Origin of the sequence: Sphingomonas sp. MMS12-HWE2-04 (assembly GCF_044881185.1) — a bacterium.
Lineage (GTDB): Bacteria > Pseudomonadota > Alphaproteobacteria > Sphingomonadales > Sphingomonadaceae > Sphingomonas.
This window is the reverse complement of the sequence record NZ_CP173254.1, coordinates 1,384,607-1,404,144: the sequence shown is the minus strand read 5'-3', so window position 1 is coordinate 1,404,144 and position 19,538 is coordinate 1,384,607. Positions and strand designations below refer to the sequence as shown.

The following is a 19,538-nucleotide window of genomic DNA, read 5'->3' as shown; positions in this document are numbered from 1 at the left end:
CCCGGACGTCGCTCGCGATTTCCGTCGCGCGCATCACCCGCGATCTTCCCGACAGGCAAGGCTTTCGACGCGATCGGCATGCGCCTTCAGCACCCGCAAGACCTCCGCCACGCCTGGCACGAGATCGTTCGAAAGTTCGATATTACGGTATCCCGCGAGCAACTGCGCGAGCTGCTCGAGGTCCTCAGATGAATTCGACATGCCGCATTAGGTGCGGACTGTGGTCGCTTTGTCAAAAAGCCCGTCCGCTACAATCCGCTTCGCCGCTCGACAGTGACCGATCCACCGGCCTCCTCTAGCCACGCAACACGGCAGCGCGGCGCCAAGTTTTGCTTTTTCTCCGCATGTTTACGGGTTCGTATGAGTTGACGCTTAGGCATTGCGGCATGCGCCTGGGTGCGATCTTCGAGATTGGACGATGGGTGCCGAATCGGCGCGTGTTTGCGCTGGTCGGCGCGTCGCTGTCGTGCGTCGCCCTGTTTCTTGGCGGTGTCGGCGCCTTGATAGTCCCGGTCCTGTTCGCGCTAGCCGCATCGATGCTGCTGCTGCACGACGAGCGCCGAACGCAAGGGCTTGCCTCTCGCCTCGGCGGCGCTGCGCAATCGCGCTGGTTTCGTTCGGCCTGGACCGGGCTGTCCGACGCAGTGGCGGAGCTGGAAACACGCGCGCGCGGGTTCGAATCCCGGCTGCCGCAGCGGCACGGCGTCACGGGGCTGCCAACTCGTGAACCGCTTTTGACCCGTATGGAGCAGGACAAGCGCGGGACCCTGAGCGTGATCGCCTTCGCCGATTTCGACCGGCTCTGCGCCTTCGATCCGGATCTTGCCGATCGCGGGCTTAGGATTCTCGCGGAGCGGGTTGCGCGAATGATCGGTGAGGATCGTCTATTCGCGCATGTCGACCGCTCCCATTTTGCGCTCTGGTTTGGGCCAGCGCTGGCAGCGGACGAAGCGGAACAACAATTGACCGCGATCGGCTACGCGTTGAACGAGCCTCTCGACCGTGCGTTCGGGCTGGTCGCGCCGCCCCGCGTCCATCACGCCCGGTTCGATTGCGCTGATGACAGCCCACAGGCCGCGCTCGCCCGCTTGCTCGCAGCGTCCGGCTCGATTGCCGCCGGCGCGCCGCAAATCCAGCGAATCGACCATGAAACCGGCGAGGCCGAGCGTTCGCGCTACGCACTTGAACAGGATTTGCGCGGTGCGCTTTCCCGCGGCGAATTCGAGCTACGCTTTCAACCCCAAATCGATGTGGCCCAAAGGCGGGCGTGCGGCGCTGAAGCCTTGCTTCGCTGGAACTGCCCGACGCGCGGCATGGTCTCGCCCGCGCTGTTCATACCTTTGCTTGAGCAATTCGGCCTGATCGACGAAGTCGGACTCTGGGTACTCAACGCTTCCTGCCGGCAGGCGCGCCATTGGCGGGCGCTTGGCCTCGGAGCGATGACGGTGGCAGTCAACGTCTCGGCGCGCCAATTGGAAAGCAGCGACTTCCCGATGCGAATCCACCGCACGCTCGCGGCGCATGCACTTCCACCCAAAGCGCTCGAGCTCGAACTCACCGAATCGCAGGCCGCCGGTGATCTTGAACGTGCCAACCACGTGTTCGCAGGGTTGCGGGATCGCGGCGTCAGCATCGCGATCGACGATTTCGGCACCGGCTTTTCGAGTTTCTCGGCGCTGCGCACCCTGGGCTTCGACAAGATTAAGATCGATCGTGAGTTTGTTACCGATGTCGAGCAGCGGCGCGACAGCCAGGCGATCTGCCAGAGCATGATCGCGCTGGCGCGCGGGCTCGGCGTTCGCGTGCTCGCCGAAGGCGTCGAACGCCGCGAGGAATATGCATGGCTTCGCCAGCATGGCTGTCACGAATTCCAGGGCTATTACTTCGCCCGTCCGCTCGACGCGGCCGGCTTCGTCGCCTTTGTCGGCGACGCCCCCACCCTCGGCGCCGCGCTCGAAATCGACGCGCGGCACGGCCAACAGCTTCTCGCACAAAGGTTCGCCCCATGATCCGACGCCTCTCTCGGCTCGCCCCGGTGCTCTTCGCCGCACTGGCGCTTGCGGCCTGTTCACACGGTTCCGCGCCGAACGTGACCGCAGGCCCCGCTGCGCCTGCGGTGAACGCAGGCGAGATCGACGCCGTCCAGAAGAGCTTGCTCGAAGGGGACAAGCGCGGAGCGGAGAAGCAGCTCAAGGCGCTGCTCCGCCGCGAGCCGATGAACCCGAACCTGCTATTGCTCTCGCAATCGGCGAGCAAGGACCCGCAAGAACTGTTAGGCCCCAACAATTATCCCTATGCGGTGCGTACCGACGAGACGATCGAGGACATTGCCGAGCATCTGCTGGGCAACCGGCTCAAGGCCTATCAGCTTGCGCGCTATAACCAGTTGCCGACGCCGGTGCGCCTCGTTGCCGGCCAGACCCTGCGCATCCCCGGAGCACCGCCGCGACCCAAGCCGCAGCCGGTGCCCGACCGCCCTGCGCGCGCCACCCCGCCCGCCGCGGTCAAGCCCAGCGTCAAGCCCGCGGTAGCCGCACCCAAGCCCGCCGCGCCAAAATCCACGGTAAATCCGGCAGCGGCGCAACGCGTTCGCGCCCAGGGTCTTGCGGCGCTCAATCGCGGCGCAGTCGGGGATGCCGTCCTACTCCTGCGGCGGGCCCAGGCGCTCGATCCCGGCAATGCGCTGATCGCGCGCGATCTCCAGCGCGCCCAGCGCATCGCCGCGACGGTACGTGCGCGGAAATAACGCCTGTCCACAATTCCTTAAGCCCTATCCCCTTAGGGTCGATTTCAGCCGGCGGGGGTCGGAAGGGCATATGCAACAGCTTGGCCGTTACAAGATTGAAGGGCGCCTCGGCGAAGGCGCGATGGCTGATGTGTTCCGGGCACTGGATCCGGACATCGGCCGCACCGTCGCGATCAAGGCACTCAAACCCGACTATCGGCGTGATCCCGAGTTAAGCGCGCGCTTCCTGCGCGAAGCCCGCGCCGCCGGCGCGCTCAACCATCCGCACATCGCGACGATCTTCGATGTCGGCGAAGTCGACGGTGTCCCCTATATCGCGATGGAGCTGGTCGAGGGCCGCCCGCTCGACAGCGCGCTGCAATCCCAAGGCCGCATGCCCTTCGAACGCGTATTGGCGCTCGCGCTGCAGCTTAGCGACGCGCTGGCCTTCGCGCATGCCCGCGGGATCGTCCATCGCGACGTCAAGCCCTCGAACATCCTGATCTCGCCCGACGGGCGCACCGCCAAGCTGCTCGACTTCGGCGTCGCGCGGATCGGCGAGAGCGAGCCCAACGCGAACGAGCGTCAACTCGCACGGACGATGGCCGGGCAGATGATCGGTACGCCACGCTATATGAGTCCGGAGCAATGCCTGGGATTGCCGGTCGACCAGCGTTCCGACCTGTTCTCGCTTGGGGCAGTGCTTTACGAGATGGTCACCGGCAACGTCGCCTTCGACGCCGCCGGACTCGCCACGCTGGCGATCCAGATCGCGCAGGACAAGGCGGCGCCGATCGAACGCAATGCCGCCGATTGCCCGCCCGGGCTGCGCCAGATTATCGACAAGCTGCTCGCGAAGAAGCCCGAGCAGCGCTTCGCCACCGGCGCGCAACTGTCCGACGCGCTGCGCCGCGAGGTTGCCGCGCTGGCCGCTGACGACACCGTGGCACGCCGCGGGCTCTCGATCCGTATCAAGCTGCCGCTCGCGCTCGTCGCGATTACGCTCGTTGCCTTGGTGCTGAGCATATCGGCAGTGCTTTCGCGACAGCAGCGCGCGCTCGAGCATATGGCCATTACCTCGGGCGAGACGATCGCGACCTTTGTGAGCAAGAATGCGGCGGTGCTGCTCGCCGACAATGCCGGGCTGCCGGCCGACCAGCAGGACTGGGCGTCGCTCCAGGCCTTCGTCGCCGCGGCGGGCCAGGAAGGCGGGGTGCGCGACATTGTCGTTTCCGACGCCGACGGCATCGTTCGCGCTGCAAGCGACGGCGCCCGGATCGGTAAGCCTTATCGCACGCCGGGCGGCGAGCCGTTGCTGAGCGACGCTGGCGCCCAGCCGGTCACCAATGTTGCGGCCAAGCATGCGCTGCGGTTCGTTCGCCCCATCCGATATGCCGGCGCCGAGTTCGGCAGGATCGATATGCTGGTGCCGCGCGCCGCGCTCGATGCAGCCGCCGCGAATGCACGCATGCTGCTGATTGCGCTCGCCGCGCTGGTGATGCTGGTCGTGCTGATCGTCGGCTATCTGAGCGGCGCCCGGGTGGCAAAGCCGCTGCGGCGCCTCCAGCGTTCGCTCGACCAGGCCGGCGAGACCGGGTTTGCGCTGCGCATCTCGCACCGCCGGCGCGACGAATTCGGCGCATTGTTCGATGCGTTCAACCGGCTCGCGGGAACGCTTGAAACCCGCCGGAGCGATGCCGTGCACGACGCTGCACCGCCGCTCGACGCCACCTGCATCCAGTTGCCCGCCCGGCAGGCCGCCTGAGAACCAATTCATGTACATGCTTCAGCTCTTCGATCTCGACGGCTCCGCCCAGCCGATCGACGCGCGCCTTCTGCGCGACGGTGCGATCACGATCGGGCGCGACACCAAGTGCGACTGGCCGATCGCCGATCCCGATCGTGCGTTGTCGCGCGAGCATTGCGAAGTCGTCGCGTCGCTGGACGGCCTGATCCTACGCGCGATGGGGACCAACGGCGTCTTCGACGATACGACCGGCGAGCGCCTGCCCGACCTGATCGACGTGCCCGTGCCGGTGCCCTTCACCTTTCGCATGGGGCGTTTCCGGTTGGCGGCGACAAGGGCGCTGTTCGACGATGGCGAGCGCGATGCCAATCGCACGATGGTGCTGACGCCGCCAATCGGCCCGTCGACTGCTGTGCCTTCGGATTGGGCGGATGCGCAGCCGCATGCCCCCGCGCTGGACGAATCGCTGCTCGAGGCATTCTGCCGCGGTGCCGGGCTGGACGCCTCCATGCTCTCGGGCGACGATCCCACCCGGGTGATGGAGCAAGCAGGCGCTGTCTATCGCCAGATGGTGCTCGGCATTGCCGACCTCATGGTCGAGCGGGAGCATGCGCGACGGCGCTATAATCTGGCACGCACGACAATCGGTGGAACCGGCAACAATCCATTCAAATGGGCGCCGACCCAGCGTCTCGCGATTGACCTTCTGCTCTCGGATGTCGGCGGCTTCCTTTCCGGACCGGACGCGATCAGCCATTCGCTGACCGAAGTGAAGCGCCACCTGATCGCGACCTTCGCAGGCCTGCAGGCATCGTTGCGCGAAGCGGTCGACAGCTTTGATCCCGACAAGCTCGAGGCCGCCACGGGCAAGGCGACGCTGCTCAGGAGCCGCCAGGCACTGCAGTTGCAAGAGGCGCACGCCCGGCATGCCGATCTGCGGCGTCAGCTCGACGGCGCCGACGGGTCGCTCGAACGCGCATTCGTCCATGCCTATGCCGCGTCGGAGCAAGGCGAATGAAGCCGGCCTGCATCCCGCTTTCCGCGGAACTGATCGAGGGCGGATACCAGTCGGTGTCGCGCACGCATGTCGGCCATGTCCGTCGGATCAACGAAGACCGCATCCTCGATTGCCCGGAGCGCAGCCTGTGGGCAATTGCCGATGGCATGGGCGGTCACCGGGGGGGCGATGTCGCGGCGGAAATCGCAATCGCGTCACTGCGCCGGGTCGCGACGGGCCCCGCGCCGATTTGCGCCGCGAAGATCCTGGATGCGCTGATTGGAGCAAACCGAGAAATTCTCGAGCGCGGCAGGCAGGCCAACTCGACCATCGGCTCCACTATCGTGGCACTCCACATCGATGGTGATCGTGCGACGGTATTCTGGGCTGGCGACAGCCGCGCCTATGTCGAGTCGGGCGGCGCCCGGCGGCTGGCGACGCGCGACCACAGTTTGGTCCAGGAATTGCTGGATGCCGGCGCAATCAGCGAAGCGCAGGCGGCACGGCACCCCAAGGCCCATGTCATCACCCGGGCGCTCGGCGTCCAGGCCGACATCGAAATCGCCTCGGCACTTATCGAACTCAAGGCCGGTGAGCGGCTTCTCCTATGTTCCGACGGACTTTCGCGAACCCTTGCGGAGCAGAAGGTCGCTGCCAACACGGAGATCGGCGAGCACGCAGATGCCTTACTGAGCGACGCGCTTCGCCTGGACGGGTCGGACAATATCAGCCTCGTCGTGATCGAGATCGACACCGCCAGCGCATCGGAGGCTTCAGAGTCATGAGCTACCACGATCCGCAGAGCGTCTTCCGCCCGCTCCACCAGGAAGGCCGCAAGCAATCCCGCGTCGCCTTGTCGATGGACATCACGCTGGGCAGCAGCAGCGTCGGCCGGCGGAAGGTCGATCTACTGGACCTTTCCGCATCGGGCTGCCGGGTCGAATGCCATTTCGACGTCGAGCCGGGAAGGCATCTCGTGCTGACGATCCCGGGCCTGGCTCCGATCGGCTGCGAGGTTCGCTGGCGGCGAAACGGGATGCTAGGGCTGCATTTTGCCAGCGCGCTTCATCCTTCCGTTCTTGATCGCGTCGTCGCCCAAGCCTGCAACCGCCGATAAGAGCAGGCCGCCTGCACCACTATCGGGCAGCGAGCCTCTCTAGCACTTTGGTGGCGATCGCCTGGGCGATGGCGCGCTTCTCCTCCTTCCGGACCAGTGGGTAGCCGGAATGGTTGGCCGGATCGTGCATGAGCGGCGGCGTCACTTCGACGAACGCATCGCCCTTGCGGACCGATAGCGTATCGTTGGCACCCCACATGGCCTCGTCGCCCAGCTTGGGGGCCGCCGAATTGTCCCGCTTGAGCATATTGGCGACATCGGCGCCAGCGCCTCCCTTGTCGGCAACCGCTCCCCCATCCCGGCGAGAAGCTTGGCGCTGTTATGCACCGTCTCCATCTGCTTCGCCCCCCCGCTCGCCAAGATGGTGACCTGGGCACCATCATCGGGTTCGCTGCGATAGATGCACGTCGTCGTTTCCTGACGTTCGAGCCGGACGACCTTGTCGGTCGTGATCGCTGTGACTTCGTCGCCGGTGAGCAAGCTGCACGGATCAAGCGCGTCGCTAGCTCCGCCGCTCGCCACGGCCGTTTCGCTGCCGCCCGTTCCGGCCTTGCCGCCACCACAGCCGCCGAGTGCCAGGCTTGCCGCCATGCAGATCGCAATCCCACCTCGCATTTCGCTTCTCCCGTTCCAACCCGCCGTACCCGGCCGGGCATGCCATTGCCGCGATAGACGAGAGCAACGCACCAAACCGGACAGGACTGGCCGAAATATCGTGCCGCAGAAATCGGCCCGAATGTCCGATTTTGTCGCGATTACCCGTCTTCCCCTCCGAGCAGTCAGGGGAGACGCGGTAATGCGAGTGAGCGGTTCTCAGCGAAATTCCTGGGCCGCACGCTGGAGCGGGCCGTTGGCGAGTTTGGTGCTGGCCGCCTGCACCTCTCAGCCCGACGCTGCGACGAACGCGATCACGAATGGCGATGCTGCCGAAAACGCAGCCAAAGTCGCCAATTTGCCCGAACCCGGCAACGCCGTTGCCGCTGCAGTTACCGCCGCCGGCTTTGATCCGGCAAGCATGCCGATAGGCGACGCGCCAACTGGGGCATGGCCGTATTTCAGCATGATGGACGGCTATGAACCGCTTTCGCTCAAGAACGGCGCCGGCGACAGCTCGCGCGAGCTCCAGCGCGACGTCGCCTATGATCGCTACGAGTTCTTCGACGGTAAGAAACTGATCCCGATCGAGGGGCGGCTCTACACGATGCGCGCGATCGGCAAGGGCGCGTCGATCTTCCAGGCGGAAAAGACCTATGAGAAGCTCGTCCATGATCTGGGCGGCGTCACGGTGTGGGAGGGCAGCGGCAAGGAGATCGTCGATGCAAAGCTGAAGTTTAGCGAGAACCGTCACCGCGGTCTCTACAACTTCGAAAGCGAGAAGGGCGGCGTCTATATGGTGCGCACGCCCGGCGGCGGCGCGATCTGGGTCGAGGTATGGAAGCGCTGGCAGGACGAGGACGATAGCTACTGGCTGACGATCGTCGAGAAGAAGCCGCTGGAGATGAAGGCCAAGATGCTCGATGCCGAGGCGATGAAGGCCGCGCTCGACGCACAGGGCCATATTGCGCTCTACATCAACTTCGATACCGACAAGACGGCGATCAAGCCGAACTCGCAACCGACCCTCGCCGAGATTGTCAAGCTGCTCAACGCCAATCCCGCTCTGAAGCTCGAAGTGCAAGGCCATACCGACAATTCGGGCACGGCTGCACATAACCAGCAACTCTCCACGGGCCGTGCCAGCGCCGTGCTCGGCGCGCTGATCTCGCAGGGCATCGCGATCGATCGCCTGACCGCCAAAGGCTATGGCCAGACCAAGCCTGTCGCGGACAACGCCAGCGAAGACGGCAAGGCGCAGAACCGCCGCGTAGAATTGGTAAAGCGCTGAGGAGAGGCTGAGACAGAGACCGGCAGGCGCCGCCCTCAGCGCGATAGGCTCCAAGTCCCTGGATCGGCGACATAGGCGGTCGTGCCGGTGGGTTCGAAGGCCAGAAGCAGGTCGTTCGGTCCCCAGAGCATGATCTTCAGATCCTCGCGGCTCCAGCTTGTGAGCCTCGCGGGGATCGAACCTGCGCCGCAGGATGGGCTGGCCTTTACGGGGCCGGTCGTCCCGTCAGGGGTTTGGGTCACCTGCCCAAGGGTGATCTGGCAGGCATGCTTTCCTCGCTGAGCGATTTGCCAGCTGCCGACCAGCTCACGCGCCTGCGGAAGATGATCATAGCCTGAAACGCGCGGGATCAGATAATATTGGGGTGCGATTAGATCCGGGCTGCTGAGCAGCGCCGTCTCATCCTCGACGAAGCGAATCTGTACGGCACCCTTGGTATCGACGAGCAGGGTATCGCCATCGTCGAGCTTCCAGCCGGTGACTCTGGCCGCTGCCGGGATCGTCAATTTGCAGGTGGCGCCGAGTAACGCACGCATGGCGCCGCCGATCCTGTCGCGCCTAAATTCGATCGAACACCCCGGTCGACCATCGGTCGGCAGCAGCGTCCAAGGACCGACCATCGCGTCGATGATTTCGTGATCGATCTGCGCCGATGCGGGGAGCGGCGCGACGAGCGCGGCGGCGAGTAGCAGCCCATGCCTCACAGCAGCTTCTTCGCTACGGCGATCGCCTGCGCCTTGCCGTCTGCGCCACCGGGCAGGCCGTAGAAATTGATCGAGAGATAGCGCTTGTCGTCGAGGAAGACCTGGAGCCCTTTCAACGTATCGCTCCACATCGCCGCCTTGCCGAGCCCCGGCACATCGGTGGCAGGCGACATCGTGCCGCCGGAGGTACGTGCGGCCTCGATCGCCTCGGTGCTGGCATCTCCGCTGGGGGCCTCTCGCGTAAGCAACGCGAGCTTTGCACCATTGGCATAGCTGAAGGTACACATCGAGAAGGCCGCGGAGCTATCGGTACCTTCGACCTTCGTCGTCAGTTCCGAAGACGTCACCGCCGAGCCAACCAGTTTGGCTGCAGCTTCCTCGCCCAGCGTCGCGCAAGCATCGAGTGGAATTCCACCCGCTAGACGCATGCGCGGCCGCTTTGGTCCCCGGATCCTTAGTGCCTGATGCAGCGCCCCCACACGCCACGAGCAGCAACAACCCACCCGCGCTCAACGACTGGATCCCCATTTTCATCATGCCGGCGTTCCCTTGCCACTTGAGGACAGTCACTTCGACCAATCTACCGAGACGCTCCGGCTCTCCCGCATGGCAACGAGGCAATCACCGCCGCTGATCGTGCCCTGGCAACCCCTGCCCCATTCGGCCACGGTGGGCGGGAGACCCTGGCCAGGTGGCGTGCGTGGGGAATCGGGTCGGCGCAGCGAGACCGTGATCCGCTCGCCTTGCTTCACCCAAGCCGAGCAAGTGGTCACCGGCTTCTCGTCGCAAATCAGCGCCACCGCCGGATCGGTCTTGATCGATACGCGGATCCCGCCCGAGTTGGCCGAAACGATGGTCAACAGCCTGCCGGAGTTTGAATCCGACCCAATCGAGGATTTCCCGTTCAGCACCACGACCTGCCCAACAGCCGGCATTGCGACAAGCAGCGCTCCCACTAGCATCCAAATCCTCGCCTGCATGATCGCCCTCCCTCCTGTGTTCGCAAAGAGAAACGGAGGCATCGCGAGGAAACGGACAGTCGGCGAAAATTTCGCTCGGATATGTCCATTTGTGCAGATATCCTCCGTCGCGTGGAATGAGGGGGAAATATGCAGGCAGGTTATGAGCCGGATCTGGCACAGGTCCTCGACGCGTTCGATGTGCTGGAGCCGCTTGCTACGGATGCGCGCCACGCCGCCCTCGCCACGCTTCCTCCAGCGATCGCCGAGCGCGTAGCCGCGCTCTTGGATGCCTCGACAAGGCGGGGCATCCTGGACGCCCCGGGTCCCCCTCTTGAAGATGCCGAGCCGGTCGTGCGGGCTTCCCTGGCACCAGGTCGTCGGATCGGTGGCTTCGAGATCGAGCATTTCGTCGGCCGCGGCGGCATGGGCGAGGTCTATCGTGCGCATCGCGCAGATGTCGGGTTCGAGCAGCACGTTGCATTGAAATTGCTACGAATAGACGCAGTGCCCAACGAGGCCTTGTTCGCGCGCGAGCGGCGCATGCTGGCGCGGCTCGATCATCCTGGCATTGCCCGGTTGATCGACGGCGGTGTCACGCCCGAGGGCCGTCCTTGGATGGCGATGGCATTTATCGAAGGCCAGCCGATCGATCAGTGGGTCAGGACCGAGCGGCCTCCGCTCGAAACCCGGCTGCGCGCCTTTCGCGACATTTGCGAAGCGGTCGCTTTCGCGCATGCCAATCTGATCGTGCACCGCGATCTCAAGCCTTCAAATATCCTGATCGACGCGCGCGGCCGAGCGCAGTTGCTCGACTTCGGCATCGCCAAACTGATCGAAGAAAGCGGCGAGGCTGCAGCGACCACGGGGGCGCTGATGACGCCCGATTATGCCGCGCCGGAGCAACTGGGCAACGGCGTGGTCACGGTGGCCACTGATATCCATGCGCTCGGCGTGATCCTCTACGAGTTGCTCGCGGGCGCAACGCCCTGGAGCGGCGAAGGCGGCACGCTCTCGATGCTCGTCCGTCGCGTTGCCCAGGAAGACCCGGCACCACCCAGCCGCACCGCGGCGAAACAGGAAGGGGCGATCGCACCATCCCGAATTCGCGGCGATCTTGACGCGATCGTGCTCAAGGCGCTGCGCAAGGATCCCGCGGCGCGATATGGTTCGGTGCCCGAACTCGCCGAAGACATCGAACGCTTCGAAGCCTCGTTGCCGGTCCGCGCCCGCGAAGGGTCCCGACGCTATCGCTTTGGCCGTTATCTCCGCCGCAATCGCTGGAGCATTCTCGCGGTGGCCGCAGTCGTAGCCGCCTTGATCGGCGGCGCCGTCGGTATCGCCTTCCAGGCCAAACGTACCGCGCTCGAGCGTGACAATGCCCTGGCCGAAGCTCGGCGATCGGACGCGATCGTCCAGACGCTCACGCTGATGTTTGGGCAAACAGGCCTGTCGCGCGATCTGACACTGAAGCAAACACTCGACGAATCCGCGCTGCGGATGCTCGCCACGCTCGACCGCAGCGCGCGCTCGGGCACGGCGGTCAATGCGCTGAGCGATCTCTACGTCAACCTGCAGGACGCCAAGGGCAGCCACGATTTGCTCAAGAGCGCGCTCGCGCGCGGAATTGGCAGCGAAAGCGCGGAAGTGACCGCGAAGATGCAGGCCAACCTCGCCGATTCCGCGCTCGCACTGGGCGATCTGGATAGTGTCGATCGATTGTTAGCCTCGGCGCAAGGCGTGCTCGTCAAGGATCCTGAGCGCAACGGCGCGGATCTTCAGCAGATCATACGAACGCGCGCCGCCATGGCGCGTCGCAAGGGTGACTATCCGACCGCGATCAAGTTGCTGACCGACAATCTGCCCAATGCCGAGCGCACACTTGCCGAAAACGACAGCGCGATGCTGACCATGTACAATAACCTGCTGGTCTATCTGATCGAGGCCAACCGCCTCGACGAGGCCAGTGCGGTGTTCGCGCGCGTCGATCATGCGCTGGATCGTCCAGGCCAGCGCGACACGATGCAGGGGCTGGGGATCGACCAGCTGCGCGGCGCGGTGCGGTTGCGCCAGGGGGACGCCCAGGGCGCCGAGCGCGTTTTCGCCAGCGTCGTCGCGCGGCGGCGCAAGCTTTATGGCGACACGATGGGCCTGGCGATCGACCTGACCCAGCTCGCCAAGGCACAGATGGCGGCCACTCGCTTTGCCGAGGCGCGCGTCTCGCTGCTCGAGGCGCGCCCGCTGGCCATCCGCTTCCTGGGCGACCGCGCCCTGCCGGTGCTCATCCTCAACCTCTCCCTTACCCAAAGCCTGGCGGAACTCGGCGAAACCGATGCGGCGGCAAAGCAGCTCGCCGAGACCCGGCCGACGATCGTCGCCATGCCCAATCCCAATCCGCTGATCCCGCAGCTCGCCTTGACCGAAGCGATCGTGGCGCTGAAACAGGGCAACAAGCCGGCGGCGGCGGCCGCAGCCGCCCGTGCGCGGGCAGGATTCGCGGCGATGGGCCCGGCCGGCGCCTATGGCCTGCAGGCAATCGCGAAGATCGACACCCGCATCGCCGCGATCCCCTGAATCCGGGGTGCCCCTACAGCGCGGGCGTGCGCATCTGATCGTAGATCCACGCGCGCGCCCGGACCCACCAGCGGCGCACGGTGCGATCGGTGATGCCGAGCACTTCGGCGGTCTCGACCTCGTCTAGCCCGACGAAGAAGCGGCAATCGACGAGCTTGGCGAGCAGCGGATCGTGCCGGGCAAGTTCGGCCAAAGCCTCGCCCAGCCGCACAAGCTCCTCGTCTTCTCCGCCGCCGCTGGCGATTTCCGCGAGAGCACCGGTCAAGCTCTCACGCTGGCCGCTACGCTTTGCAGAGAGGCGCGCACGCGCCGCATCGACCAGGACATGGCGCATCGCCGTCGCTGCACAGCCGAGAAAGTGCGACTTGCTCTGCCAATCGCCGCGATGCTGGATCTTCAGATAGACTTCCCCGACCAGCGCCGTCGGCTGAAGCGTCATGGGGCTGCCCGCGCGGCGATGCTCGCGCCGGGCGATCAGGTGAAGTTCGTCATAGAGCCGCCGAACCAACATCTCCGAAGACTGGATGGTCTCTGGCTGGACTGGGATTGTGGCCATGTCTACGCCCCCGTTTCGCGATGCAGCCTATCATCTGCGCTTGCCATCACAAATGCGAAACTATGGGTTAAATGGCACGCTTCCGGTCGCAGACGAGCATCGCATGGCACAGCGGCGCCTGGGGCTCGTGCCGGGTCGGCTCGGTGGAGCCGCACCAGCGCAAGTGCGCGCCCCTGGCCGGTATCTGCGTAGCGACCAGCGTGAGCGGATAGAGGGCCGTGACGAACAAGCGGGTCCGCATCACTTCTCCTCGTCGTCGTCGAGGAGGATCCGCATCGCCGCGCCGTCCATGTCGTCGTACTGGCCCGAGCGGACCGACCAGAAAAAGGCGCCGAGCCCGGCAAGCCCGAGGAACAGCGCGACGGGGATCAGAAAGACGAGCCCGTTCATCGCGCGATGCTCTTGAGGCGCAGGGCGTTGAGCACGACCAATATCGACGAGCCCGACATCGCCAACGCCGCGATCAGCGGGGTGACCATGCCGAGCATCGCCAGCGGCACCGCAAGGAGATTATAGCCGATCGCGAGTACGAAATTCTGCCGCACGACACGCATCGTGCGGCGCGCAGCGGCGACGGCGATCGGGATCGCGACCAGATCATCGCCGAGAAACAGCAAGTCGGCGGCGGTTTGCCCGACGTCGCTGGCCGAGGCGGGCGCAATCGAGACATGCGCAGCCTTGAGCGCAGGTCCATCGTTGAGGCCGTCGCCGACCATCAACGGAAAACGCCCCTCGCCAACCAGCTGCTCGATCCGCGCGAACTTGGCCTGTGGGCTGAGCCCGGCCTCGCCGTTGATCCCGAGGGTGGCGGCGACCTGCGCTACGACTTCGGGGCGGTCGCCGGAAAGGATGCGGGAAGACAGTCCGAGCCCATGCAGCCGATTGATCGCGTCGGGCGCATCGGTACGAAGCGCATCGCGGAATTCGAGGAGGTGGGGTGAACCGGGTTCGAGCACGAACGCCGAGGCCATCGCAGTCCCCGCGGGCACGCCGACCCAATCAGGCCGGCCCAGGCGCGCGACACGGCCCTGGAACCTGCCCTCGACACCCTGGCCGGCGACTTCACGGATATCGCCCAACGCCGCTGGGCTGGTGCTCCCGACGTCGATCGCCCGGGCAAGCGCGAGCGCTAGCGGATGGCGGCTCGCTCCGGCCAGCGCCAGCGCAACCCCGCGCTCTTCGCTGGTCAGTTGCAGGATGCCCACCAGCTCGGGCCGTCCACAGGTGAGCGTCCCGGTCTTGTCGAGCAGCACGAGGTCCGCCTCGGCGAGTCGTTCGAGCGCGGAGCCGTCTTTGATCAGCACCCCGCGGCGCATCAGCGCTCCCGAGGCGACCACCTGCGCGACCGGGACCGCGAGCCCGAGCGCGCACGGGCAGGTAATGATCAGCACCGCGACGGCGATGGTCACCGACTGGTGCAGCCCTGCCCCGGCGAACATCCAGAAGCCAAAGCTGGCCGCGGCCAGGCTGTGCACCGCGGGGGCATAGATGCGCGCGGCGCGATCGGCGATGCGCATATAGCGCGACTTCGCGCCGCCCGCGGCCTCCATCAGCCGGGCAATGTCGGCGATCGCGGTGTTTTCGCCGGCTGCGGTGACCTTCACGGTGAGCGGCGCATCGAGATTGATCGTGCCCGCCAGCACGCGGGCTCCCGGCAAGACCGTTTCGGGCACGCTTTCGCCGGTGACGAGCGCGCTATCGACGCTGCTACTGCCGGCCTCGATCACCCCGTCCGCCGCGAGCCGCTCGCCCGCCGCGACCAGCAGCCGCATCCCGGGCGCGAGCTCCTGGGCAGTGCGCCATTGCTGGCTGCCGTCGGCGGCAAGCACATAGGCGCCCGGCGGGGTCTGGCGGAGCAAGGCGGCAACCCCGTCCTGCGCCCGCGCGCGCATTACGCTATCCAGCACGCGCCCGGCGAGGAGGAAGAACAGCAGCATCACTGCGCCGTCGAAATAGGCGTGGCGGCCCCATACGATCACTTCATACAGGCTGGAGGCGCAGGCCAGCGCCACGCCGATCGAGATCGGCACGTCCATATTGGTGCGGCCGTGGCGCAGCGCGCGGGCGGCGCTGCGGAAAAAGGGCTGACCGGCATAGGCCACTGCGGGGAGCGCGATCAGCGCCGAAAGCCAGTGGAACAGCTGGCGCGTCGCGCCCTCGGCCCCGGACCAGACCGACACCGAGAGGAGCATCACGTTCATCGCGGCAAAGCCGGCGACGGCGAGATATTTGACCAGCGCCCTGGTCTCCTGATTGGCGCTCCCCTCCGCTTCGCCCAGAAACGGATGCGCCGCGAAACCGATGCGTTCGAGTTCGACGCGCAATGCTTCGGCGACGACGCTGTCGACATGGGTGACGCGGACGCGCTTCGATGTGAAATTCACCCGCGCATCGATGACGCCGTCCGCGCGGCCCAGCTCTCGTTCAATCTTCGAGATGCAGCCGGCGCAGTGAATACCGGGCACGCTGAGCGTGGTGACGGCGTTCATTGCAAGTCTTCTTCAAAGCGGGCGACATGGCCGCCGCCCTGCACTGTGATGCGCAGCTGCCAGCGCCCCTGCGGGATAGGTGCGGACGAGAGGAAGCGGCCGTCCTTGTGAACGAAGGTCAATCCCCGATCGGCTTCGCGGCCGAGCGGGTGGTGGACCGTGGCGGTAACGAGGGCGTTCGCCGGCGCGTTGCTCGCGATCGCGACATGACGGGCGGGATCGAGACTGGTTGTCGCAGTCCAGCCCAGTGCCTTTTGCGCCCGCGCCTCGGCAAGCCAGCGATTATAATGCTGGCTGGCGACATAGGAATTGTCGACCACGGTGCCGCCAAAGGTGCGGATCGCGGCGCGCGCCATCACGAAATTGACCGCGATGATAATTCCGAACATCCCGACGAGGATGCCGAACATGTGCCAGCCTGTGAAACGCTGCGTCATTGGCCTGTCTCCGGGCGTTCGAAATGGCTGGGATGGCTGTCTTCGCCGCCTTCGCGATCGAGCGCCCGGACGCGGAAGCTGACGTCGCTGCGCACCGGCCCCTGCCCCGGCGCCGCGACGAACAATCGCAGCTTGGACACCTGATCGGCGGGGACGTTGAGCCGGATGCTGGTGCCCGCACTCTCGCGCTGCCCCTCTTCGGACCAGAGCGCCGCGCCGGGCAGGCCCGAGATCGATACTTCGACGTCGCGCGGGCGGCTCTGCATGTTGCGAACCTTGACCGTGAAATTGTTGCGGATGCTGCCGTCGGAGAGCCGGACGAACACCGGGTTGCGGTTCTGACTGACCGAAAGATCGAGCCGGCTGCGGGTGCCTAGCGCGAACAGCATGGCGAGACCGATCGACGCCCAGAGCAGAAAGTAAGCGATCGCGCGGGGGCGGAAGAGCCGCTTCATCGGATGCTCGGGCGCCCGGCCCTCGCCTGCCGCCATTTCGTCGGCGATGGTCGAATAGCCGATCAGCCGGCGCGGGCGATCGATCCGATCCATGATCTCGTCACAGGCATCGATGCACAGCCCGCAGGTGATGCAGCCGATCTGCGCGCCATCGCGAATATCGATGCCGGTGGGGCAGACCGCGACGCACGCATTGCAATCGATGCAGTCGCCGATGCGCGAAGCGTTTTCGGGGTCGGCGGCGAGCGCGGCCAGCGAGACGAGACCAGGCTGCGGCTCAGCGCCCCTGTCGCTCTCCGCCGCGCGCACTGCGGGGGCGGCGCGCTTGAGCCCGTGGCTGCGCGGTTCGCCACGCCAGTATTTATAGGTGACGAGCAACGACTTCTCGTCGAGCATCGCCCCCTGGATGCGCGGCCAGGGACAGGCATAGATGCAGAATTGCTCGCGCATCAGCCCGCCGAGCACATAGGTGGTGAAGGTCAGCACCGCTATCGTGGCATAGGCGACGCCGGGCGCCCGCCCGGTCGCGATCTGCCGCGCCAGCGTGGGGGCATCGGCGAAATAGAACACCCAGGCGCCGCCGGTCACCACGGCGATCGCCAGCCAGATACTGTGCTTGGTCACCCGCTTTACGATTTTGGCCAGGCCGAGCGGCGCTTTTTGCAGCCGTATCTGGGCATTGCGATCGCCGTCGATCGCGCGCTCGACATGGAGGAACAGATCGGTCCACACGGTTTGCGGGCAAGCATAGCCGCACCAGGCGCGCCCGACGGACGACGTGACCAGGAACAGCCCGATCGCCGCCATGATCAGCAGTCCGGCGACGTAATAGAATTCGTGCGGCCAGATTTCGATCGAGAACATGAAGAAGCGGCGATTGGCAATGTCGACCAGCACCGCCTGGTCCGGGGCATAGGGGCCCCGGTCCCAGCGCAGCCAGGGCGTGACGTAATAGATCGCCAGCGTCACCGCCATGACCGCCCATTTGAGGTTGCGATACGTGCCGCGAATTGCCTTGGGGAAGACTTTCCGGCGTGCCTCGAACAGCTTGGGCGCGGTCAGGGTTTCAGGGCTTGCCATGGGACGCCGGGGCCGCAGCCGGTTCGCCGCTGGCGGGTGCCGCTTCGGGCACGAGCGCCTCGCCGCCGCCGAGCGAATGGACATAGGCGGCGAGCATCTTGATCGTCACCGGATCGAGACGCGTGCCCCAGGCCGGCATCACCCCGGCATGGGCATTGACCACGGTCTGGGTGATCGCGTCGCGGCTGCCGCCATAGAGCCAGATCGGATCGGTGAGGTTGGGCGCGCCGACCTGGCGGCCGCCCTTGGCATCGTTGCCGTGGCAGACCGAGCAATTGGTGGCGAATATGGACGCGCCGCGGCGGGCGGATTGGCTCGGCGCCTCCTGATGCGAGGCGACCCGGACGAAGCTGACCACGTCCTGGATCTCTTCGGGCTTGAGCAGCTGGTCGCGGCCGAAGGCGGGCATCAGCGACATGCGAGTCTGGTCATTGCCGGGCTGGCGGATGCCGTTGGTGATCGTCGCGACGATCGCCTTGAGGTCGCCGCCCCACAGCCAGTCATCGTCGTTTAGGTTGGGATAGCCTTTCGATCCCGCCGCGCCCGAGCCGTGGCACTGGACGCAATGGACCTTGAACGCCGAGGCGCCACCGGCGACCGCCGCGTCGAACAGCTTCGAATTCTCCGGGAGCCGCTCAATCGGGATGCGCGCCAGCTCGGCGCGGACCGCGCTGCGTCGCGCGCCCTCGGCGCGGACGGTCTCGTCATATTGGCCGCGGCTCGACCAGTGCAACGCGCCCTGGGTCGCGCCGTGCAGCATCGGCCAGGCCGGGAAGGCAATGACATAGCCCAGCGCGAACACGATCGTCGCGTAGAAGGTGTAGAGCCACCAGCGCGGCATCGGCGTGTCGAGTTCCTCGATGCCGTCCCATTCGTGGCCGACCGTGGGGGTGCCGGTCTTGTCGTCGATGCGCCGCTCAGCCATCGATTTTTTCCTCGTCGAAGATCATGCGGGCGGCAGCGTCGTGATGGGCACGCGCGCCGCGGCGAAAGGCCCAGCCGGTCAGCACCAGGAAGGTCACGCTCATGAAGACGAGCCCCCAGCTGTCGGCGAAGTGACGCAGGGTTTCGTAGATCATCGCGGCTGCTCCTGCGGCTCGGCAGCGCGGTGATCGACCAGCGTGCCGAGCATCTGGAGATAGGCGACGAGCGCGTCCATCTCGGTGACTCGGCCCGGATTGCCGTCGAAGTCGCGCGCCTGCGCCTTGGGATAGCGCCGGGCGAGATCGGACGCGTCGAAGCCGGGCGTGGCCTGGTCGATCATGTCCTGCCCGGCTTTGGCGATGTCGTCCTTGCTATAGGGCACGCCGACCCGGCTGAGCGCAGTCAGGCGCTGGCTGGCATCATCGGTCGAGAGATCGTGATCGGCGAGGAACGCATAACCCGGCATGATCGACTCGCCGACTACCGAGCGCGGGTCTTTGAGGTGCTGGACCTGCCATTCGTCCGAATAGCGCCCGCCGACGCGCGCAAGGTCGGGTCCGGTGCGCTTCGAGCCCCATTGGAAGGGGTGATCGTACATGCTCTCGGCGGCGAGGCTGTAATGCCCGTAGCGCTCGACCTCGTCGCGGAATGGACGGATCATCTGGCTGTGGCAATTATAGCAGCCCTCACGGACATAGATGTCGCGCCCGGCCTGCTCCAGCGGGGTGTAGGGGCGCATCCCCTCCACCTTCTCGACGGTGGAGTCGATCCAGAACAGGGGCGCGATCTCCACGATCCCGCCGATCGCCACCGTGACCAGTGCGAGCGCGCCGAGCAGGGTGACATTGCGTTCGATCTTCTTGTGATCGATGAGCGAAGCCATTCCGAT

The 19,538-nt window shown here is 65.9% G+C and carries 21 protein-coding genes; 8 read left to right on the top strand and 13 right to left on the bottom strand.

Annotated elements, in window-relative coordinates:
• Positions 1–33 precede the first annotated feature (33 nt).
• Positions 34–201: a hypothetical protein gene (locus tag AB2M62_RS06305; protein WP_404338569.1), complete on the bottom strand. Its 168-nt coding sequence runs from the start codon at positions 199–201 to the stop codon at positions 34–36.
• Between the two features lie 185 nt (positions 202–386).
• Here AB2M62_RS06305 and AB2M62_RS06300 point away from each other — a divergent pair, with 185 nt between their 5' ends.
• From AB2M62_RS06300 to AB2M62_RS06275, 6 genes are all read left to right on the top strand, one after another.
• Positions 387–2,009 carry a putative bifunctional diguanylate cyclase/phosphodiesterase gene (locus AB2M62_RS06300; RefSeq protein ID WP_404338567.1) on the top strand — a complete coding sequence of 541 codons (1,623 nt, stop codon included), beginning with the start codon at positions 387–389 and terminating at the stop codon, positions 2,007–2,009.
• On the top strand, positions 2,006–2,746 hold the full coding sequence (locus AB2M62_RS06295; protein ID WP_404338565.1) for a LysM peptidoglycan-binding domain-containing protein: 741 nt from the start codon (positions 2,006–2,008) through the stop codon (positions 2,744–2,746). Before AB2M62_RS06300 ends, AB2M62_RS06295 begins: the two co-directional genes overlap by 4 nt.
• Positions 2,747–2,867: 121 nt before the next feature.
• Positions 2,868–4,490 carry a protein kinase gene (locus AB2M62_RS06290; RefSeq protein WP_404338563.1) on the top strand — a complete coding sequence of 541 codons (1,623 nt, stop codon included), beginning with the start codon at positions 2,868–2,870 and terminating at the stop codon, positions 4,488–4,490.
• 10 nt (positions 4,491–4,500) lie between these two features.
• A complete protein-coding gene (locus AB2M62_RS06285; protein WP_404338561.1) occupies positions 4,501–5,490 on the top strand; it encodes a type VI secretion system-associated FHA domain protein in 990 nt (329 codons plus the stop codon).
• A complete protein-coding gene (locus AB2M62_RS06280; protein ID WP_404338559.1) occupies positions 5,487–6,254 on the top strand; it encodes a PP2C family protein-serine/threonine phosphatase in 768 nt (255 codons plus the stop codon). The genes AB2M62_RS06285 and AB2M62_RS06280 overlap by 4 nt, the downstream gene beginning before the upstream one ends.
• On the top strand, positions 6,251–6,586 hold the full coding sequence (locus AB2M62_RS06275; protein WP_404338557.1) for a PilZ domain-containing protein: 336 nt from the start codon (positions 6,251–6,253) through the stop codon (positions 6,584–6,586). The genes AB2M62_RS06280 and AB2M62_RS06275 overlap by 4 nt, the downstream gene beginning before the upstream one ends.
• A 19-nt stretch (positions 6,587–6,605) precedes the next feature.
• On the opposite strand, the gene AB2M62_RS06270 is transcribed toward AB2M62_RS06275, so the two are convergent.
• Complete coding sequence (locus AB2M62_RS06270; protein WP_404338555.1) at positions 6,606–6,833, bottom strand: hypothetical protein; 228 nt, start codon at positions 6,831–6,833, stop codon at positions 6,606–6,608.
• A gap of 603 nt (positions 6,834–7,436) precedes the next feature.
• Between AB2M62_RS06270 and AB2M62_RS06265 the strand changes: the two genes are divergently transcribed.
• Positions 7,437–8,471, top strand: a complete 1,035-nt coding sequence (locus AB2M62_RS06265) for an OmpA family protein (protein ID WP_404338553.1) — start codon at positions 7,437–7,439, stop codon at positions 8,469–8,471.
• A gap of 35 nt (positions 8,472–8,506) precedes the next feature.
• Here AB2M62_RS06265 and AB2M62_RS06260 read toward each other — a convergent pair whose 3' ends face one another.
• The 3 genes from AB2M62_RS06260 to AB2M62_RS06250 all read right to left on the bottom strand — a co-directional run bounded on the left by AB2M62_RS06260 (position 8,507) and on the right by AB2M62_RS06250 (position 10,611).
• Positions 8,507–9,175, bottom strand: a complete 669-nt coding sequence (locus AB2M62_RS06260; RefSeq protein ID WP_404338551.1) for an AprI/Inh family metalloprotease inhibitor — start codon at positions 9,173–9,175, stop codon at positions 8,507–8,509.
• On the bottom strand, positions 9,172–9,603 hold the full coding sequence (locus AB2M62_RS06255) for a hypothetical protein (protein WP_404338549.1): 432 nt from the start codon (positions 9,601–9,603) through the stop codon (positions 9,172–9,174). The genes AB2M62_RS06260 and AB2M62_RS06255 overlap by 4 nt, the downstream gene beginning before the upstream one ends.
• A gap of 138 nt (positions 9,604–9,741) precedes the next feature.
• Positions 9,742–10,611 (bottom strand): hypothetical protein, encoded by an 870-nt coding sequence (locus AB2M62_RS06250; protein ID WP_404338547.1) that lies wholly within the window; start codon positions 10,609–10,611, stop codon positions 9,742–9,744.
• On the opposite strand from AB2M62_RS06250, the gene AB2M62_RS06245 reads away from it, so the two are divergent.
• Positions 10,561–12,708, top strand: coding sequence for a protein kinase (locus AB2M62_RS06245; RefSeq protein WP_404338545.1), 2,148 nt, complete (start codon positions 10,561–10,563; stop codon positions 12,706–12,708). The two genes, AB2M62_RS06250 and AB2M62_RS06245, sit on opposite strands and share 51 nt — an antisense overlap.
• A 13-nt stretch (positions 12,709–12,721) precedes the next feature.
• Here AB2M62_RS06245 and AB2M62_RS06240 read toward each other — a convergent pair whose 3' ends face one another.
• The 8 genes from AB2M62_RS06240 to ccoO form a co-directional block, all read right to left on the bottom strand.
• Positions 12,722–13,264, bottom strand: coding sequence for an ECF-type sigma factor (locus AB2M62_RS06240; RefSeq protein ID WP_404338543.1), 543 nt, complete (start codon positions 13,262–13,264; stop codon positions 12,722–12,724).
• Between the two features lie 240 nt (positions 13,265–13,504).
• Positions 13,505–13,654 (bottom strand): cbb3-type cytochrome oxidase assembly protein CcoS, encoded by a 150-nt coding sequence (gene ccoS / locus AB2M62_RS06235; protein ID WP_404338541.1) that lies wholly within the window; start codon positions 13,652–13,654, stop codon positions 13,505–13,507.
• Entirely contained in the window at positions 13,651–15,753 is a 2,103-nt protein-coding gene (locus AB2M62_RS06230) for a heavy metal translocating P-type ATPase (protein WP_404338539.1), read from the bottom strand. Before AB2M62_RS06230 ends, ccoS begins: the two co-directional genes overlap by 4 nt.
• The gene (locus tag AB2M62_RS06225; protein ID WP_404338537.1) at positions 15,750–16,190 is read right to left on the bottom strand and encodes a FixH family protein; all 441 of its coding nucleotides are present in this window, start codon (positions 16,188–16,190) and stop codon (positions 15,750–15,752) included. The genes AB2M62_RS06230 and AB2M62_RS06225 overlap by 4 nt, the downstream gene beginning before the upstream one ends.
• Positions 16,187–17,725, bottom strand: coding sequence for a 4Fe-4S dicluster domain-containing protein (locus tag AB2M62_RS06220; protein WP_404338535.1), 1,539 nt, complete (start codon positions 17,723–17,725; stop codon positions 16,187–16,189). The genes AB2M62_RS06225 and AB2M62_RS06220 overlap by 4 nt, the downstream gene beginning before the upstream one ends.
• Entirely contained in the window at positions 17,712–18,650 is a 939-nt protein-coding gene (ccoP, locus tag AB2M62_RS06215; RefSeq protein ID WP_404338533.1) for a cytochrome-c oxidase, cbb3-type subunit III, read from the bottom strand. The genes AB2M62_RS06220 and ccoP overlap by 14 nt, the downstream gene beginning before the upstream one ends.
• On the bottom strand, positions 18,643–18,804 hold the full coding sequence (locus tag AB2M62_RS06210; RefSeq protein WP_404338532.1) for a cbb3-type cytochrome oxidase subunit 3: 162 nt from the start codon (positions 18,802–18,804) through the stop codon (positions 18,643–18,645). Before AB2M62_RS06210 ends, ccoP begins: the two co-directional genes overlap by 8 nt.
• Positions 18,801–19,532, bottom strand: coding sequence for a cytochrome-c oxidase, cbb3-type subunit II (ccoO, locus tag AB2M62_RS06205; protein WP_404338530.1), 732 nt, complete (start codon positions 19,530–19,532; stop codon positions 18,801–18,803). Before ccoO ends, AB2M62_RS06210 begins: the two co-directional genes overlap by 4 nt.
• Between the last annotated feature and the right edge of the window lie 6 nt (positions 19,533–19,538).

What these genes read in the sequence shown, in the direction of transcription:
- ccoS (WP_404338541.1), bottom strand. Translation starts at nt 13,654, where the DNA reads ATGAACGGGCTCGTCTTTCTGATCCCCGTCGCGCTGTTCCTCGGGCTT.
- AB2M62_RS06300 (WP_404338567.1), top strand. Translation starts at nt 387, where the DNA reads ATGCGCCTGGGTGCGATCTTCGAGATTGGACGATGGGTGCCGAATCGG.
- AB2M62_RS06290 (WP_404338563.1), top strand. Translation starts at nt 2,868, where the DNA reads ATGGCTGATGTGTTCCGGGCACTGGATCCGGACATCGGCCGCACCGTC.
- AB2M62_RS06220 (WP_404338535.1), bottom strand. Translation starts at nt 17,725, where the DNA reads ATGGCAAGCCCTGAAACCCTGACCGCGCCCAAGCTGTTCGAGGCACGC.
- ccoP (WP_404338533.1), bottom strand. Translation starts at nt 18,650, where the DNA reads ATGGCTGAGCGGCGCATCGACGACAAGACCGGCACCCCCACGGTCGGC.
- AB2M62_RS06245 (WP_404338545.1), top strand. Translation starts at nt 10,561, where the DNA reads ATGGGCGAGGTCTATCGTGCGCATCGCGCAGATGTCGGGTTCGAGCAG.
- AB2M62_RS06305 (WP_404338569.1), bottom strand. Translation starts at nt 201, where the DNA reads ATGTCGAATTCATCTGAGGACCTCGAGCAGCTCGCGCAGTTGCTCGCG.
- AB2M62_RS06295 (WP_404338565.1), top strand. Translation starts at nt 2,006, where the DNA reads ATGATCCGACGCCTCTCTCGGCTCGCCCCGGTGCTCTTCGCCGCACTG.
- AB2M62_RS06275 (WP_404338557.1), top strand. Translation starts at nt 6,251, where the DNA reads ATGAGCTACCACGATCCGCAGAGCGTCTTCCGCCCGCTCCACCAGGAA.
- AB2M62_RS06285 (WP_404338561.1), top strand. Translation starts at nt 4,501, where the DNA reads ATGTACATGCTTCAGCTCTTCGATCTCGACGGCTCCGCCCAGCCGATC.
- AB2M62_RS06280 (WP_404338559.1), top strand. Translation starts at nt 5,487, where the DNA reads ATGAAGCCGGCCTGCATCCCGCTTTCCGCGGAACTGATCGAGGGCGGA.
- ccoO (WP_404338530.1), bottom strand. Translation starts at nt 19,532, where the DNA reads ATGGCTTCGCTCATCGATCACAAGAAGATCGAACGCAATGTCACCCTG.
- AB2M62_RS06240 (WP_404338543.1), bottom strand. Translation starts at nt 13,264, where the DNA reads ATGGCCACAATCCCAGTCCAGCCAGAGACCATCCAGTCTTCGGAGATG.
- AB2M62_RS06230 (WP_404338539.1), bottom strand. Translation starts at nt 15,753, where the DNA reads ATGAACGCCGTCACCACGCTCAGCGTGCCCGGTATTCACTGCGCCGGC.
- AB2M62_RS06255 (WP_404338549.1), bottom strand. Translation starts at nt 9,603, where the DNA reads ATGCGTCTAGCGGGTGGAATTCCACTCGATGCTTGCGCGACGCTGGGC.
- AB2M62_RS06225 (WP_404338537.1), bottom strand. Translation starts at nt 16,190, where the DNA reads ATGACGCAGCGTTTCACAGGCTGGCACATGTTCGGCATCCTCGTCGGG.
- AB2M62_RS06210 (WP_404338532.1), bottom strand. Translation starts at nt 18,804, where the DNA reads ATGATCTACGAAACCCTGCGTCACTTCGCCGACAGCTGGGGGCTCGTC.
- AB2M62_RS06270 (WP_404338555.1), bottom strand. Translation starts at nt 6,833, where the DNA reads ATGCTCAAGCGGGACAATTCGGCGGCCCCCAAGCTGGGCGACGAGGCC.